At 45.4% G+C, this 16,849-nt stretch carries 14 protein-coding genes; 6 read left to right on the forward strand and 8 right to left on the reverse strand.

Annotation, left to right across the window (positions count from 1 at the left end; genetic code table 11):
- The first annotated feature begins 79 nt into the window (after positions 1-79).
- Together B9N89_RS19995 and B9N89_RS20000 are read left to right on the forward strand one after the other, a co-directional pair.
- The gene (locus B9N89_RS19995) at positions 80-619 is read left to right on the forward strand and encodes a hypothetical protein (protein WP_132321644.1); all 540 of its coding nucleotides are present in this window, start codon (positions 80-82) and stop codon (positions 617-619) included.
- Positions 620-994: 375 nt separating this feature from the next.
- On the forward strand, positions 995-3,556 hold the full coding sequence (locus B9N89_RS20000) for a hypothetical protein (protein ID WP_132321642.1): 2,562 nt from the start codon (positions 995-997) through the stop codon (positions 3,554-3,556).
- Here the strand turns inward: B9N89_RS20000 and B9N89_RS20005 are convergent.
- Together B9N89_RS20005 and pyrC are read right to left on the reverse strand one after the other, a co-directional pair.
- Complete coding sequence (locus B9N89_RS20005) at positions 3,553-4,650, reverse strand: M12 family metallopeptidase (protein ID WP_132321640.1); 1,098 nt, start codon at positions 4,648-4,650, stop codon at positions 3,553-3,555. The genes B9N89_RS20000 and B9N89_RS20005 overlap by 4 nt on opposite strands.
- A gap of 241 nt (positions 4,651-4,891) precedes the next feature.
- The gene (gene pyrC, locus B9N89_RS20010; protein WP_132321638.1) at positions 4,892-5,935 is read right to left on the reverse strand and encodes a dihydroorotase; all 1,044 of its coding nucleotides are present in this window, start codon (positions 5,933-5,935) and stop codon (positions 4,892-4,894) included.
- A 252-nt stretch (positions 5,936-6,187) separates the two neighbouring features.
- Here pyrC and B9N89_RS20015 point away from each other — a divergent pair, with 252 nt between their 5' ends.
- The gene (locus B9N89_RS20015) at positions 6,188-7,201 is read left to right on the forward strand and encodes a succinylglutamate desuccinylase/aspartoacylase family protein (protein ID WP_132321636.1); all 1,014 of its coding nucleotides are present in this window, start codon (positions 6,188-6,190) and stop codon (positions 7,199-7,201) included.
- 69 nt (positions 7,202-7,270) lie between these two features.
- On the opposite strand, the gene B9N89_RS20020 is transcribed toward B9N89_RS20015, so the two are convergent.
- Positions 7,271-7,570: a SpoIIE family protein phosphatase gene (locus B9N89_RS20020; protein WP_132321634.1), complete on the reverse strand. Its 300-nt coding sequence runs from the start codon at positions 7,568-7,570 to the stop codon at positions 7,271-7,273.
- A 95-nt stretch (positions 7,571-7,665) separates the two neighbouring features.
- On the opposite strand from B9N89_RS20020, the gene B9N89_RS20025 reads away from it, so the two are divergent.
- From B9N89_RS20025 to B9N89_RS20035, 3 genes are all read left to right on the forward strand, one after another.
- Positions 7,666-8,892 carry an IS91 family transposase gene (locus B9N89_RS20025; protein WP_159455511.1) on the forward strand — a complete coding sequence of 409 codons (1,227 nt, stop codon included), beginning with the start codon at positions 7,666-7,668 and terminating at the stop codon, positions 8,890-8,892.
- Between the two features lie 139 nt (positions 8,893-9,031).
- Positions 9,032-9,352: a transposase zinc-binding domain-containing protein gene (locus B9N89_RS32455; RefSeq protein ID WP_412535451.1), complete on the forward strand. Its 321-nt coding sequence runs from the start codon at positions 9,032-9,034 to the stop codon at positions 9,350-9,352.
- Between the two features lie 462 nt (positions 9,353-9,814).
- On the forward strand, positions 9,815-10,870 hold the full coding sequence (locus B9N89_RS20035) for a reverse transcriptase domain-containing protein (RefSeq protein ID WP_132321628.1): 1,056 nt from the start codon (positions 9,815-9,817) through the stop codon (positions 10,868-10,870).
- Positions 10,871-11,031: 161 nt separating this feature from the next.
- Here the strand turns inward: B9N89_RS20035 and B9N89_RS20040 are convergent, their stop codons facing one another.
- The 5 genes from B9N89_RS20040 to B9N89_RS31460 all read right to left on the reverse strand — a co-directional run.
- Positions 11,032-12,123 carry a hypothetical protein gene (locus B9N89_RS20040; RefSeq protein WP_132321626.1) on the reverse strand — a complete coding sequence of 364 codons (1,092 nt, stop codon included), beginning with the start codon at positions 12,121-12,123 and terminating at the stop codon, positions 11,032-11,034.
- 12 nt (positions 12,124-12,135) lie between these two features.
- The gene (locus B9N89_RS20045) at positions 12,136-14,511 is read right to left on the reverse strand and encodes an ATP-binding protein (RefSeq protein ID WP_132321624.1); all 2,376 of its coding nucleotides are present in this window, start codon (positions 14,509-14,511) and stop codon (positions 12,136-12,138) included.
- 9 nt (positions 14,512-14,520) lie between these two features.
- Positions 14,521-15,330, reverse strand: coding sequence for a phosphate/phosphite/phosphonate ABC transporter substrate-binding protein (locus B9N89_RS20050; protein ID WP_132321622.1), 810 nt, complete (start codon positions 15,328-15,330; stop codon positions 14,521-14,523).
- A 228-nt stretch (positions 15,331-15,558) separates the two neighbouring features.
- Positions 15,559-16,551: a hypothetical protein gene (locus tag B9N89_RS20055; protein ID WP_132321620.1), complete on the reverse strand. Its 993-nt coding sequence runs from the start codon at positions 16,549-16,551 to the stop codon at positions 15,559-15,561.
- A gap of 60 nt (positions 16,552-16,611) precedes the next feature.
- The coding region (locus B9N89_RS31460; RefSeq protein WP_159455512.1) for a hypothetical protein at positions 16,612-16,849 on the reverse strand (238 nt) is incomplete at its 5' end.

Consider the following 16,849-nt stretch of genomic DNA (forward strand, 5'->3'; position numbering starts at 1 on the left):
CCATTGAAAATGGCGAGAACGAATGGTGTAAGTAGTTCTCCTTGTGAGCTACTGAGACCTATGATTTGAGGGTAGGACTATGAAGACTTTGTTATTTGTCGTGTGTATTAGTTTTGGGGTGGCTTGTAATCAATCAGGATTTTTAGGTAAGAATGAGAGCAAGCAGGCAAACACAGACCAGAGTCCTGAAGCAGTGAGTGAAATTCAACCCGATCCAGTGGTGGCTGCAAGCCCCGAAGAAATTCCATCTGAGGTGAGCCCCGTAGACGAGGCAACCATTGATGGGTCTTGCACCGATGCAGCGCAAACAGTTGTTACCGACGATCGTTTAGCCCGTCAATACCTATTCAGTAAATCGGAACAGATCGATTTAAGTGGCAACGAACAAACCATCGATGTCACTATGGGGTACGACGCCGAAGGGTCTTACTTGTGTGTGTACTCTCTTGGCAACCAGGCCACTATCGATGTAGCAAGCTTAGTCTCTCTCAAAGGGATCTACCTGAAAGATAAAGGACTGAATAACAACTTTCTTTTGACTCTTGCACCTGGTGTCGCCGTCGATGAGCTATTTGTCTATTCTGAAGGTAACACCAAGATCCAGATCGTTCGTGAATAGATTTTCATATGAACGGTTGATTCAGCTTCCCCAAAGGCAAGTGAATTAAGGGTTTCCACCACTTGAGTTTTCTAGGTTCGCGAATTATTCTGAGCAGAATTTTTCGGTCTCCATTCAACTCATAGGTGTGTGATGAATCAACCCTATTTCTGCGGGGCATTCTTCTTTTGTTTCAGTTTGTGTTTTGCAACTGCCGTCCAAAGTCAATTTAGACAGGAGTCGCGGTGCCACGAGGCTCCGCTGCCCTTGCAAAACCAAAAGTCATTTCCCCTGGGCGAAACTTTTTTCTTGCCGAAGATCTTGAAACCTTGTCAAAAGTCGTCTCGTTGGACTATTAAAAGAGCTCCATCTGGTAGCCAGAACTCAGTGGTTAACATGAAAAACGATCACGCACGTTTTACTCCCGATTTACCAGGGATTTATCGATTTGCCCTAGAAGACGTCGGCAAGGTAATCCAAGATCAATTGGTTCTACAGGTAGACGATTGGGGGCCAAAGAAGCGATTTCGAAACCATTATTTGCCCCCTTATGCAGGTGTGACCAAAGTGGATGACGATCTATGGACTGCTAATGGCTCCTCCTACACTGTCTCCAAGCTATCGCGAACCGCTCGCGGAGCCTGGCAGAAAACCGGAGAGATTCAGGTGGGCTCATGGCCTGGAGCGGTAGCATGGCAAAAGGCAAGTCCTTATCTTTTGGTGGCCCATCGTGGGAGTGACACCTTGGGATTCATCGATACTAGAAGGATGATACTCATTGACAGCGTTTGGGTAGGGGACGAGCCAACGGAAATCATCATCTCAAATGATGGAAAACTGGCATTTGTGAGTCTACCGACGATGGGCAAACTAGCTGTGGTCGCTATTCAATCGAGACGCCTCATCAAGTACATTGATGTTGGCTTTGATCCTAGAGCCATGAGTCTTTCGTCAGATGGCAAGCTCCTCTTTGTAGCTTCCTATCGGTCACGGAACCAAAATACGGATCTTTATGGCAGCTACCCTGAAGAGGTGGCAGGAGATATCTGGATAATCGATGTGAAGGGGTTGTCCGTCCTTGGACAAATCAATGATGTATCTGCGGTCAATCGCTCCCTGTATTTCGATGGCATGTCGTCGCTGCTTTGGGTTGCGGCTACCAATGGTGATCCCTATCCCAATCAAGGAGATTATTCTGTCGATGAGGGAGTACTACCGTTCGTTCATGAATTGGTGGGGGTTCAAGGCGACCCGGCAAACAAAGATTTCGGGCGTGTGGTGACACGGGTGGATCTCAGCCATCAACCAAGCTCTTCGGGGCCCTTTGTAGGGCCATCTGGAGTCGTTCGTGGGGGAGAGTATCTTTGGCTCAGTGCGGTATCGTCAAACCAAGTGATCGCCTTGGACCATAGCTCCCGAGAAGAAGTCCTACGGGTTAATGTGGGTAAGGGGCCGAGGAGAATCATCAACTTGGGAGGTGGTGTCTTAGCTGTGCACTGCTACCAAAGCCTTGAACTATGGTTGCTTTCGACCAAAGGGCAGGTTTTGCAAATAATCAGCTTAGCGGAAGACTCCCGCTCCCCACTGATTGCTCAGGGAGAGCAGATCTTTTATCAGCCGGGCAATCTCTATGCGAGCAATCACTCTTGTGATAGCTGCCATCTAGAAGGGCAAAACGAAGGTATGATCTGGAGGTTTGGGTCGGCACTATGGTCCAATGTCAGACCCTTGCAGCTCTTGGCGGCGACGCCTCCTCATCATTGGTACTCCTATGTTGCTAATTCGTCGGTGGATGCTATTGCAGCTCCTGCTTCCATTGTCGCCCAGCCCTTGAGCGCCAATGAAGCAAAGGCTATGACAGCTTTTATGGACTCCCTCATAGGGGCTCCCCGAGCTAATGGTGCGACGAATCGAGATGGGAGCTTCACCTTGGAAGCTGAAAAAGGCAAAGTGCTCTTTGAAGGCGAAGCCCAATGTGTTGCTTGTCACAGTGGACCTGTTTTTACGAATCAGACAGCGATTCCGTTGCCATCGGGAAAGTCCCTTGATGTCCCTAGTCTACTTGGTGCGTACCGCCATGGGATATACTTTGAAGATGGTCGAGCAACTACATTGAAACAGGCCGTGAATGAATTTATCGATCGCTCAGAATCGTGGGGCCGTGGTCCGTTTTCAGATCAGGAACGTCAGCAGATTCTAGCGTTCGTCAGTCAGCTTACAGCTAAAGGCAGTGCTCCTGGTGGCATGTTTCCCGAAATCTATGAGAACTCATCGGTGTATCCCAATGTCCAGCCTTGGGTCGAGTTTTTCGATCCGATCGATCAACACCAATTGCGACTCAATAAGCAAGCGGTTGCTGATTATATTACATTGCTTGATAGTTCTGGCCAGGCTGTGGATGTGGAGGTATCCGTTGAAGGCTTGCGAATTGTCGCCAGTCCCAAAGCTGGTCTTCAGCTGGGAGAACGATATCAGTTTAAGGTTCTTCAAGGCCTACCGTTTATCACCGGTGGTCAACTCACCGCTGATCGTATCAAATCATTTGTAGTTGCAACTAACCCCCAATATGAGCTTCCTAAAAATCTCTATATGGAGGTAAGTCTTACCCTAGGATCTGAAGTACAAATTGAGTATTTGGAGCTGCAAGGCATCAGGCTTGCCAATGGAGGTTTGGGCTTTACGATGGTTCCTTTGACAACGCTCACCGATCAACGGGAAAATTTGTGGTTGCGCTTGGATGGTCATGAGCTAACCATAAGTCCCTTCGCATTCCCCTTCGCAGCCAATTCTAAAAAGTGGGGACCTCGGCCAGCTGTAGGTAATGCTCAAGGAGTGCGGGCTCGCCTTGTTCACGAAGATGCCGGAGTTTTTGCCGAAGGGAGCTTCGCTATTACAGCCCCCGGTCGCAGTATCGCAGCTAGTTTTAGGATCCTCATGGAGCGGCCCGCGGTATTTTAATCCTGTTCGTCAGTGGATGGAGGTGCATCCACATTAGAGAGAAAGTCTAAGTTCTCGTAGGCAATCTCAATGGGAATGCTACCAACCCCTTTGTTAAGGATGATACCAAAGGCGAATCGCCCTTCATCGGGTACGGTAAGCTCCAAGGCAAAAGGCTGAATCCAGTTGGTGCACTGTTCCTCGTCACCGATGGCGAGGGGCTCCTGATTCGGCGTGTCCATAGAAACCAAGCCGACTCGAGCACAGCCAGAAAAAATCGCGAATGATGCCTGAGCCATAATTGTTTTTCCTCGGTATGCTTCTGGTATCTCCATACCTAAAAATCCAGCATCTTGTGACGAACGAAAGTAATTGGCTACAGGGAGTACACCATTCAAATAGGTAAAAGCGTTTTGATCAAAGGTTTTGATGGCACCATAGAGATAGTCAAGTGCGCGAATATCAGATGGCGAAAGGGATGTGATATCACGATCAGCACAATAATTCATGATCGAGTCGGGGTCGTATTCGTCGATGTAGCGGATGGAGCTTGACTCATCTTTGACTCGCGTATGGCGAATGCCTCCTGTTTGGCAAACATCGCTGCGATCTGCTCGCTCGTGCTCGTGGTAAAGACCTGCAGCATGACCGAACTCGTGGACAGCGGTGCTTAATGTTGCTGTTTTCCCCCAAGGTTTATCGTAGTGATTGATACCAATCCGCATAGTACAGTCTTCGCAATCATCTAATTGGTTGCCTCGCGTCGCACCCACAAGGCTGACCCCTCCACCTATAGAAAACGAGTCGTCGCGGTCGAGATAGATACGAACTGTGTTGTCGCGGGTTTCTGCCGTTAATTCAGAGCATTCACCCCAGGAGACAAATCTTACTTGGCTGGTTTTTTCATATTCAGTTCGAACTTTCGTCTCTAAATCCTCTAGCAGAGTATCATAGCCAGAGGCTTGCTCTGGATTGATGAAGCATACAGGGATACGACTTGGGTCTTGCCACTTAAAATTTAGGGCAACAACACCATCCAAGGCAGAAGGTTCGGACCGATGACAAGCCAATCCCAGAAGGGTAAAAGCTCCACAAAGAAGGGAAGATCGTTTCATTTTTAACTCCAATGGTATCAATATTTGCTAACAGCTCAGGATAGTAGGCTCAGGGCCGTGGCTAAACTAGCAAGAACAGACTTTGAAGTTAGAATGATATGAAAGATTTACTACAACTTCTTGGCAAGGTGAAGATTCTTTTTTAATTTTGACTAGTTATGAAGGGGGTTCGGCAATTCGGGGTGTGGGCAGTCCCCGACAACCGTTTAACGATTCGCACGGGGAAGCTTAGTATTCGCGCTTACTTCGAGCCGTCGACTAAGCGCCAAGCAACAGTTTCCCCTGCAAAAAACGGTACGATTGGCCGTCCGTTGGGGAGGATGATCTCCTTGGGGATCTGCCAGGCAGACTTTTCTAAGGTAATAGTATCCGAATTGATGGGCAAGTCATAGAATTTGGGCCCGTTGATGCTAGCGAAAGCTTCCAAGTGATCGAGAATCCCAAGGTCTTCAAAAATCTGTGCATAAAGCTCAATGCCGCTCCAAGCGCTGTAACAACCCGCACATCCGCAGGCATTTTCTTTCTTAGACTTCTCATGAGGCGCAGAATCAGTACCTAAGAAAATTTTATGGGTTTTGCTGGCTACAGCCTTTCGAAGAGCTTCTTGGTGAGTGTTACGTTTTAATACGGGCAAACAGAAATTGTGAGGCCGAACCCCACCTACCAGCAGATCGTTACGGTTAAGAAGAAGATGCTGCGGGGTGATTGTGGCCGCGACGCGATCTGATGCAGCAAGTACGAACTCAGCAGCTTCTTTGGTGGTGATATGTTCTAAAACAACTTTTAAATCAGGGTTCCGGTCGACGATAGGAACGAGCTTGGATTCGATGAAAACTTTCTCTCGGTCGAAGATATCGATGTGATGATCTGTGACCTCTCCATGAACGAGCAGTGGCATCTTATTTTCAGCAAGGGCTTCGAAAACTCCTTGAAGATAGTCTAATTGACTTACTGCTGCATCAGAGTTTGTGGTCGCTCCTGCGGGGTAAAGCTTGGCTGCGGTGACTCCCAACGCCTTCGCCTCGGCGATGGTTTGTGGGGTTGTTTCATTGGTCAAAAAGATTGTCATCAATGGCTCAAAACTTTGCCCCGGGGGGATGGCTTCAGTTATGCGAGATCTATATTCCATCGCAAGGGCTCCAGTCGTCACGGGAGGCACCAGATTTGGCATGACTATGGCTCGTTTAAAGCAGCGCGCTGTGGCAGGTACGGTTTCTCCTAGCATATCCCCGTCTCGAAGGTGCAGGTGCCAGTCATCAGGGCGTTTGATCGTGATCTTAGTCATGTTTCATCCTACTGGAAAAATTTTCGTGTTCGGAGCTACCGGTGATGCTTACCAAAGCCAGGCTTTATTGTCTATGACAAGCGTTCTCTGAATCCGGAGGTCGAGCTATGGCACTATTTCATTCCCTTGGAGGCCAAAACGTGCTTAAATTTCATGCTTTGGGCATAGTTTGTCATTGCCAGGTTTTCGATCCCTGGTCTATTTTCAGAGTTTACTTAGTCTGGGCTAAATGACCAGTCATGCGGAGACATAATGTCAGATAATTTTGAGATTGGTGGCATCGCCGTTCCGATCGGCCAGCGTAAGGCGATCGACCTTCACCTGGGACGGCTTTACGATTATACCGAATTAACCTTGCCTGTGGAGGTTATACGAGGTGTGGAACCAGGGCCAACGTTTTTTATTTCGGGAGCCGTCCATGGCGACGAATTGATTGGCACCGCGATAGTGAAGAAGATCATCAATGATAAGAGGGTCAAGAAACTAAAGGGAACCTTGCTGGCCATCCCTATCGTTAACGTGTTTGGCTTCAATAACCTATCTCGTTACCTTCCAGACCGTCGTGATTTGAACCGATGCTTTCCAGGAACAAGTAAAGGCTCTCTGGGTTCGACCATAGCCAATCTTTTTACCAACGAGATTCTTAAGAAATGCCAGTACGGTATCGACTTCCACTCAGGGGCGATTCACCGCTCTAATTTGCCGCAGATTCGCATCTCCTTCGAGCGTGATTCGGACAAGGATCTAGCGGAAGCCTTCGGCGCACCGGTCGTGCTCAACTCAAAACTTAGAGATGGTTCTCTGAGAGACACGGCTTCCGACCATGGAGTTCAAACCCTACTGTTCGAAGGGGGAGAAGCCCTCCGGCTAAACGAGGGCGTGATCCGTTTTGGTGTCAATGGTGCTTTCGCGATTATGGAAAAAATTGGAATGCTGCCTCCGGGAAGCCATCGGCCGGTATCCAGATCTTATGTTGCCCATTCCAGCTACTGGGTCCGTGCACCTTCAGCTGGGATGATTCGCCTGACACGAAACTTAGGCAGTAAGGTTCGAGAAGGAACTCTTTTGGGTCAACTGACAGATGCTTTTGGCCATACAGTAAGAAAGGTCATTGCACCATCGGAAGGAGTGGTCATTGGCATCTCTAAACTGCCGCTAGTGAATAAGGGGGATGCCTTGTTCCATATTGCGACTTTCGAAGATTCGGATTTGGTGCGACGGCTTGCTTCGGAGCTTAATGATATTGGTGATGATCTTTATGTTTAAACTTATGATTTTTATCCTAGAATCGCTCTTTTAAAATGGCGATTTACTTTGTTGGCCATGAAATAAGGGTCAAGCTGTTTTGGCACTTTCAATAGTCATATCCCATTTTATGACAAGGACAGTCAAGTCATCTTCCTGAAGCTCTGTTTGATTCAATTCATTGTAGCGGGCAATAATTGCCTGGCAGTTATCCGCTGCATTCCTAGTGGTATCGATGATACGTGATATGTGTTTAGAGTTCAAGTGGAGCCCTTTTTGGTTCTCAATATTTTCTACGAGCCCGTCAGTAAAAAAAACGATCAAATCGCCCTCGTTTAGAGAGATCTGTTTTATCTTGTTTCTATGAGAACTAACGTTTTCAACAGTAATTCAACCTTAATCTAGTAGATGCATGATTTCAGTGAGATACGCAATATTTTGAAGCTTGTTATAATAGCCGTGCACACTTGTATAGGGTGATGTCTATGGCAAACGATTTCCTTAAGATATTTTCGGATGGTTGGGAAAAATTTAAATCAGCAGTTCCTTCCTACGATAGTCCCCATTACAACAAACAGGTTGAGGCCGTCCTTCGTTGCGGCGATCCCATATTTGGTTTTTCTCAATATCTTTGCCTTAATTGCGGCAAGGATAGCCGTATTGTCGCTCACTCCTGCAAGAGCAAATTTTGTTTGAGGTGCGGAAGAGTTGATGGTGAGAACTTCGCTCAGTCTATCGCCGCTAAGCTCTACGAAGATGTAGACTATCGCCACGTTGTGTTAACGATTCCGTCTCAGTTCAGAACGAATTTTTGTAAGCACAGATTTACAGGGGACTTATACAGCGCATTCATATCAATGGGATGGGACTTTGTGAAAAGCTTCATGAAAGAGGTAGCTGGGGTAGTTCTTGAGTGTGGTTGTATAGTTGTGCTTCACACTGTGGGAAGAAAAAGCGATTACAAACCCCATTTGCATATCATGCTGATGTCCGGTGGCATAAGCCCTGAGGGCCAATGGATTTCCTTAAAAAGATTTGATTTTTCTATACTCAATCGAACTTGGAAGAAAACGCTACTAGCTGGTATGAGAAATTGGGACGAACTAGGTGAATTCGAGTCTGTTTTCAGTGAATCTGAGTCAAGGTACAAGGGTTTCTATGCTCATATCGATGTGAATCCTGCTCCAAAGAAAAGGCGTAATCTAATCCGCTATCTTAGCAAATATCTTTGTAGGCCGCAGATCAGCTTAAAGCGCCTACTGCAATATAGTAGCAAGAAAGATGAGGTAGTCTATAAATATAACAGCCATAGCTCTGGAAAAAATGAGATAGAACGCACCAACATCATAAACTTTATTGGTCGGATGGTTCAGCAGATTCTACCACCGAGGTTTAAAAGAATTCGTTACTACGGCCTTCAGTCGCCGAGCAATCGTAGCAGGCTCACGGCAAAGGTTTGTGAAGCGGTGGGCCGGCTGGTATTGCTTCCAGAAATTGAGAGGCGATCTGCGGTTCCAACTAGATCATGCTACAAAGATTTGATAGAGCTTTGGTGGGGTGAAGATCCTTTTCGTTGCAAGGAATGTGGCCATCAGATGGATCTTGCGCGTATCTGGAAGTTTGGAAAGGGTTGGATTTTCAATATATTTGACTTACTGTTTGGCCATGATATTGGACCACCTGGGAATTTGCCTGACTTATGCTATGACTAAAGAAGTCATCGCCTATTCGTGAATGTCTCTTCCAAAGAATCTAAAAGGTGTATAGCTCTTTTGGATGGAAGATTCATTTAGTGAATATAAAAGACGTGATCCAGAGTCGACTATTCTGTACCAGGTTTTGGATCGGAATATGGAGCGGTTTTTTGCAAGCTTAGAAAGTAACCCCGATCAGAAGTCTCTTCCCTATTTTGTTCGAAAAGAGTTTGAAAAATTCCTAAGTTGTGGTGTGCTGAGGCAGGGTCTTGTCAGATTAAAATGCTCAGATTGCTCTGAATCGATTCTAGTAGCTTTTAGCTGTAAGTGCCGAGGATTTTGCCCCTCATGTGCAGGCCGCAGAATGTCAGAGCGGTCGATTAACCTTACGGAAAATGTGATCCCTTTTGTGCCTACAAGGCATTGGGTCTTATCAGTACCCTTTGAGCTTCGTTATTGGCGCGCCACGAGGCGCTGATTGATATCGAGTGAAAGTCTCGAATGGATAAATGGCAGTCCTCCATATCCAGAGCGAGCCTTGCGTACATGGAGGTGACAATATGGACGAAGCGTAGGCAGCGTTAAACACCAGGCCGCAAGCGGTAGCTGAAGTGATTGCGTCCCGTAATGAGTTTCGTTGGAGTGGTCGACGCTTGCAATAAAGCGGAAGACAACATCGGTTAGAGGCGACTTGAAAAGTCAGGACTTATCTAACCAGCACCCCCGGGATCCTAGAGCGTGGCATGGTGTGAAGATCAATCAGTGAACGTCGGAGATCTCATTGGTTCTCCAAGGAATGGAGTAGTGGCCGACAAGCCGACGTAGCGAGGGAGCCACAACGATCAATGAGAAGTCAGATGAGCCGTAGTACTCTGAGTATGGGAAAGCCATGCACATGGGGAAGGGCTCTGGGTAAAATCGCTCTCTAAAGAGAAACGCTATGAGCACAACAAAGCTTGAAAATATGGCGGCAACGAAACTGAAGAGAATATCGAACTTATCGCAAGCAGATTCGAATCAGATTTTTGAGTGCCTTATGCCTCATTACTCTAAGGAGAATCTCATTGCCTGCTTCAACGAGCTTGATGGGAAGAAGGCCGTTGGAATTGATAAACAAACAAAGGAAGACTATGACAAAGACTTAGATTCCAATATAGAAGATCTGATATTTCGAATGAAACGCATGTCCTATAGGCCGCAGCCTGTCCGGGAGGTGTTGATCCCGAAGGAGAATGGTAAATCTCGACCCTTAGGAATCGCTTGTATAGAAGATAAAATCGTTCAGCTAATGACGACCAAATTGCTTGAAGCAATCTATGAGCCTTTGTTCCTAGACTGCTCTTATGGTTTCAGACCAGGACGCAATTGTCATCAGGCCGTTAAATCAGTACACGATCATATTTTTCGCAACCGAATGAACTACGTAATCGACGTCGATCTTGAAAATTTTTTCGGATCAATCGATCATGGTAAACTCTTATCTCTGCTCAGGTTGAAGAAAAAAGATGAAAGGTTTCTCCGTTATATAGCGAGAATGCTTAAATCTGGAATCTTAAGTGAACAAGGACTCAGAGATACTAAAGTTGGTTCAACTCAGGGGTCGATCTGCTCTCCAGTCTTAGCAAATATTTTCGCCCATTACGCGATTGATATTTGGATAAAGCATCAGGTGCAACCAAGAATGGAAGGGCAGATTACAATAGCAAGATACTGTGATGAATTTGTGATTTGCTCCAACCAGGAATTCGACGCCAAGAGGATTATGCTTGTACTTCCCAAAAGGTTAGAACGGTTCTCACTAAAACTAAACGAGGACAAGACGAAAGTTGTGGAAATGCATAAATCGAAGTACAGGCCGTATAGTAAGCCCGGAACCTTTAATTTTCTTGGATTTTTATTTTTCATAGGAAAAACCCGAACAGGAGTTTTGGTACGAGCCATCATGGCTGTAAGTACCGCGTTCTTCATCAAAGTTTTCCTCTTGCTTAGATTGTGAGTTTTGCCCCAGCTTTGCAACCTTGATGCCATTTTTAAGTATATGTAATTATTGATAAAATAACTTGGTCGCTTGTTTAAGAAATGACATTGATGGAATTGTCTGACAAGGCTCTTTGGTAAACTAGCAGATTGGAGTTAGGAAACTCCAATCTGCAAAAATCATTTCAAGTGTGAGGAAAGAGAAATCAAAATATCCTGTTCAGTGGTGGTTTTGCTGGAAGTATTTTCGTTCTCACCAATAATATACATAATTGAATAGCGCATGGATTGGTCGGAATCAGGGTGATATTCTATCCCCAGGTTAGCATCCATTTTCGATAAGGAGTCCGATCCCTCTGTCTTTTCTGTCATCAGTGCAATTTTTGCCTTTGGCTGCCATTCTCCTTTCTTTGTCCCTACCATGAGGATCATCGAATCTCGAGTGACTTGACTCTGATCAACCAAGCTTTCGGTGCCGTCATCAGTCGTTGAAAGTGATTGGTAGGATGGAATATTGGCTACAACATAGTCTAAGTTTAGATAGTAGTTCACAACTGGGTAGCTGATTCCGATGCTGGTATTGGTTTGAGATCGCCGTTTGGCCGTCAAGGTTTCTCCTGAATCCCTGGCATAATTGCTGATACCCCCATTCAAGCGTGTGTTGAACAAGCCCCAATTACTGTCAATTTGTAGTTGGTATGACAGATCCTCACCAGTTTGTTGGTCGCTGGACTCCAGCTTGTTATTGTCACCGTTTAGAAATTGGAGGTTCATATTATGACTTGAAAACTTGTAAACTAGCCCTGCTCCTGTCTGAAACTTGGCGGGCAAATAAGCCATAATGGAGTCAAATCGATAGGTGTGAAACTTAGGGGTTTGGGCCGAGTAGGCTCCTCGTCGGACATGGATTTTGCCAAAGACTAGGTTTAGGGAATCAGTAATTTTGTGGTTGATTTTGAAGAACTTAAAAGCATTGTTTCCAGACCTCAAAGGTTCGTTATTCTTAACATTCGCCTGCTCGCCCTTGATGTTCACTGCAAAGGAAGTTCGTGGAGTATACTTACCCTTAACAATCAGTTCCATCGATTGAATTTCCAAACCAGTATATTCAGATGTGGTTTCTGTACCAGAACTATCTATGGTGGTTTGGCGATGCCTTGCATCAACCCTAAGCCTGGCTTCGGTTGTAATTGAGTTTGCAAGTTCGGATTGTGAGTAACTTATGACCGGTAAACACAAGCCAGGGATTATTAACAATAGTTTTGCTTTCATGATAACCACTCCTTAATTTGCTGTGAGATATTCTGCTTCGATTAATTCTCCTTTCAGTATTTCTTGAACCGATTCTGCCTCTGTCGCCATCAGCTCGAAACAAGCGATACAGTCCTGCAAAGAGGGATTGTCACTTGCTAGTTGCTCCAAATCCTTGCATAGAGCCCATAGTCCTTTTGCACCAACAATTCCGCATGATGTTTTGAAGTAGTGAACTAGCCCAGCCAGTTCGCTAGTATTGTTATTCTTGATAGCTTGATCGATCTCCCCAAAAATCCTATCCTTAGTGTTTAAGAAACCAGTGAGCTGATTTTGGTAAAAGTTAGGAGATCTGGGGGAGTTTAAGCTCTTAAGAGATTCAAGGACACTCTGGTCAATGGTCTGACTAGTATCCACAACCTTTTTCGGTTCGGATCTTGTTTCATGATCGCTGCACCATTTTTTCAGGATGTGTTCAACCGAGTCGACAGTAACGGGCTTCGTCAGATAATCATTCATGCCCACTTCCTGGCTTCTCTTTTTTTCTTTCTCGAGCGCGTTAGCTGTCATGGTGATGATGGGCGTAGAGTTAAGATGATGGTCTTTTTCGAATTTTCGGATAGAAGTTGCAGCTTCGAAACCATCCATGTTCGGCATCTGTAAATCCATCAAGACGATATCGTAAGGACCATTTGCCTGAAATCTTTCTACCCCAATATTGCCATCTTCGGCAATCTCCATTTGATAACCCAGAGTTTCCATCAGGGCTGTCATTACCTGTCTATTCATCTCGTTATCTTCAACCAACAAAATTTTACATTTATCTTCTTGGGCCTCTTGTTCTTCAATATTTGGCAAGGACTGTGATTCGTCATTTTTTAAGTCAGAAACTTCCGAAGGCGTATCAACGGTTTCGCTGATGTGTGCTAACTGAGTTTTTTGCTCATCTTTAAGCTTTGGATTCGTGGGTGTCGTAACATCTTGGTCGATCTCGATGTCCAACGTGAAGGAGAATTTGGATCCGAGGCCCTCATCACTGGAAAGTTCTATACGAGATCCCATACGCTGGACAATCTCTTGGGAAATTGAAAGACCTAATCCTGTACCTCCGAATTGTCTGGTGGTTGAGATATCGGCTTGCACAAAAGGTTTAAATAATTCACTTTGTCGTTCCTTAGAGATCCCTATGCCAGTATCGCGAACTGTAAACTTAACCTGATAATAATTACCCTTTGCTTCGGCCGTCACTGAGAGCTCGACGAATCCTCTTTGAGTAAACTTGATAGCATTACTCACTAAATTGGTTAGAACTTGGCGAAGCCGGCCTTGGTCCAGCTCCACTTGACCGTTTAGGATAGGGTCGACTTCGCATATAAAGTCGATCCCTTGACTAGCCGCAGGCGTACGAGCCATCGTTGCCACTTTGTGAATCAATTCTTGAAGATTGAAGGCGGAACTATCTAGGGTAAACTCTGAGGCTTCGATTTTACTGATGTCTAGAATGTCGTTTACCTGGGCTAGTAATGATTCACTGGAGATCTGGATTTTTTCAATTTTATCGCCAATACTTGATTCTAATCTTTGGCGCGATAGGAGACTAGAAAGGGCTATAATGGCGTTCAAAGGAGTTCGGATCTCGTGACTCATATTAGCTAGGAAAAGACTCTTGGCCTTGTTAGCAGCTTCTGACTTTTCCTTTTCTTTCGTTAGGGCGCGCTTTTCTTTCGTTAGGGCGAGGATAGATTCGTCTAAGTTCTTAGACATGGAGTTGATGGCCTTAGCCGTCTGTCCTAGTTCATCTCGACCTTGATCGTCTAGGCTCACAGAGAAGTCTCCGTCTGATATCTTCTGGGCAGCGTACTGAATTTTTCTCAGCTTCATCGTGAGATAGGTCCCCAGAATATAGGAAAATAAGGCTGAGAGGGTCAGGCCCAGAACAGCGATACTCAGGGCTCTGTTTTGAGCCTTGGCAATCATTGCGGTGCTCTCTGTAGTGGAGATACCTATTTCAACCCTGCCAAAAATTCGATTGGATTCAGAGATATCGACGGTGCTATCAAAGATTCCATCGTCCACCTGATCTAAGCTAAGATCCTTAACAAAGACCTTATTAAGGGTCTCTGCACGACCGTATTCGGCAAGAGTTTTTTCACCAGTGCGAACGCGAGCATACTCAACCCCTTCATTGACCACGATCTCTTTGACATAATCCTGAAGGGATGCAACATCGAAAGAGATCAGGGCATCTTTTGATATGCTTGCAAATAAGGTGGCTACGGTTTCGGCTCTCGATTCAATATCCTTGGCAGCTTGGTCCTGTAGGTTGACTACGTTTCGTCCGACCAAGATGGACACTAGAAAGATCTCAATGATTGCAATCCCAATAATGGTTTTGGTTCTAAAAGACATGATTCACCTTCAATCCAATTCAGAAATGTTAAGAGCTCTAACATCGTCCCAATCTTTATTTTGTGCTCCTTCAAAACCTTTTAAACTGATGGATTTGAGAAGACTCTTACCACCTTCAGATTGATCCATCCCCAGTAGAGTCGATCTGATTTTTTGAATTAGATCTGCTGGAAGATTCTTTTTGAAGGCAATGGCGTGGGGGGTGTAGGGTTTGGTTTCCCACAAAATGCGGAGATCCTTGCGGACTTCCGGGTCGAGATTGTTAAAGGTACGCTTTACACCACCGCCAGCAGGGAATACTCCTAAAGACACGTTCCTGTAGACCGAATCGTGGGATGATACATACTGGGGGGTAAAGTTGATGCTCCTTTGGTTAAGTTCAGAACGAGGTAAAATACTTGCAGCAAAAGCTGCCGGTGAGGGAAAAGCCAGGCGGCTGTCGTGCAGCTGGTGAATTGTCTCAAGATTGGAGTCTTTCTTGACAACGAAGATCCCTTTGATACGCTTGTCCTTGGCTTTAGCCATCGCTTGGTAGGATGATTTTTCGTGAAAAACCACGAAGTGATATGGATTCATATAGGCCAGATCGTAACGACCTTGCGCAAGCCGGAGCTCGAACTCCGGAATATTGGGGGCCGTTTCGAATACAATTTTTAGCCCTGTTTGTTCAGAAAGGTAATTGCAGATGGGCACCCATTTTTTTGCTAACTTAGAGGCGGATTGTTGGGGTACGATTGCGAAAGTAAGGGTTTCAGCGGAGACCTGCGTTCCGAGAAACATTCCGGCGAGTAAAGCAACGCTCTTGATAGTCCTGTTCATAAGTACTCCTAAGTTTGCCTGAAATTTTCTTTCGTTTAACTCTTCGGAAAAAATGATTGGAAGAAAGGATTGGACCAAAATAAGCTTTGAAAATAGAGTGTTGGAATTCATTTCAGGAGTAATATTAGCCAAACTAGCTTGGGCGTATTAATCCCAAGGCTGTAGCACGGCTTGCGGTCTCCATTAAATGACTTTTCTAGGTAATCAGATTCGGATTATTTAGACATGTTAGGCTACTTGTGTTTGGGCAAAGGTGTTGGTGATCTTGAGCTTTCCGTGGGTATTATTGACGAAGGTTAACGATCCTTCAATACCGGCTACCACTAGAAGAAGATCCACGCCAGCACTGGCTTTGCCTTTGGTATTTAAGAAAGGTGCCACAGATCCTTCCACACTCAATCCTGATGCCTGGTAGTCTGGGTTCGCGCCAATTGAGCCAGAGACAGAGCCTCCTACTCTCACTGGAATAATACCTAGAACGAATACCTTAGAGGCCCCCTTGCTGCGAGTTACAGACTTACTTGCTTTGACGGTACCATCGGTAGAGACAAAAATACTTTGATCGAAGACTTTAATATCTGACTTTGTCGTTTTTGATTTTGAGTCAGATTTAGTAGTTTGATTGATGACAGTGATGCGCTTTCCGAATACAGCCCCACCAGCGGAAAAAGATTGTGAAACTTTAACTTCTTGTGTCTGTCCTTCAGAGCTGAAGTTTCCGTTTTGAAAAGCACCAAAGGTACTATTATTACCGAATACACGATTGAGAGAGGTGCTTAGCTTTTGAGGAGCAATATTTTTTTGAGGCTTCCATCGACGTGCATTTTCTTTTTGCTTCTCTAATTTCTTACGCTGACTGACATCCTGAGGCACTCTGAGATCTTCGATCTTCATACCCAAATCATTGTCCCAAACGCTTGCTGTAATTACATTGGGTCCGTTCCGATCATTGGCATATTCTCTCTCTACCTTTTGAGTCCAGGAATCCATTTGAGGCCAGACATCGGCAGCAGAGACTGTATTCTCCGCTATTTTTTTGCCTTCGCTATTGTAGACTGGAAAGGTAATCGTTGCATTGGGGTCATTAATTTCAGGTAGACCCGAGGTGGGAGCTACTTTTAGAACACTGACTGGGATTGGTTCACTTGGTGTTAGGAATGTAGATGCCATTGAGATACTGGGTAGCAGGCCTGTTAGTAAGCCTATGGTAAGTGACTTCATGGTGAATCCTTTCTAGATGCTTTACAGGAAAAATTAAGCCAATCATTGGCACTAAGAATCCTAAGGGATGACCTCGGGGATATGAACGAGAGCTGCCTGATAATCATTGATGCGAATTGATGTGATCTTTAATGCATTTAAAATAAACAGAAAAAAGACCACATGAGGGAAAATTAGGTCCGCGATCAGCAGACTTCTAATGGTAAGCCCTGGTGGCGCGTCTGTAACTTTTTTTTCCTCCTGACGAATACAGGTGCGACCATCGAGCCATCGGTTAGCAGCCGGCTTTTGGTTTCCA

It is taken from the genome of Pseudobacteriovorax antillogorgiicola, from assembly GCF_900177345.1.
In the GTDB taxonomy this organism is placed as follows: Bacteria; Bdellovibrionota_B; Oligoflexia; order Oligoflexales; family Oligoflexaceae; genus Pseudobacteriovorax; species Pseudobacteriovorax antillogorgiicola.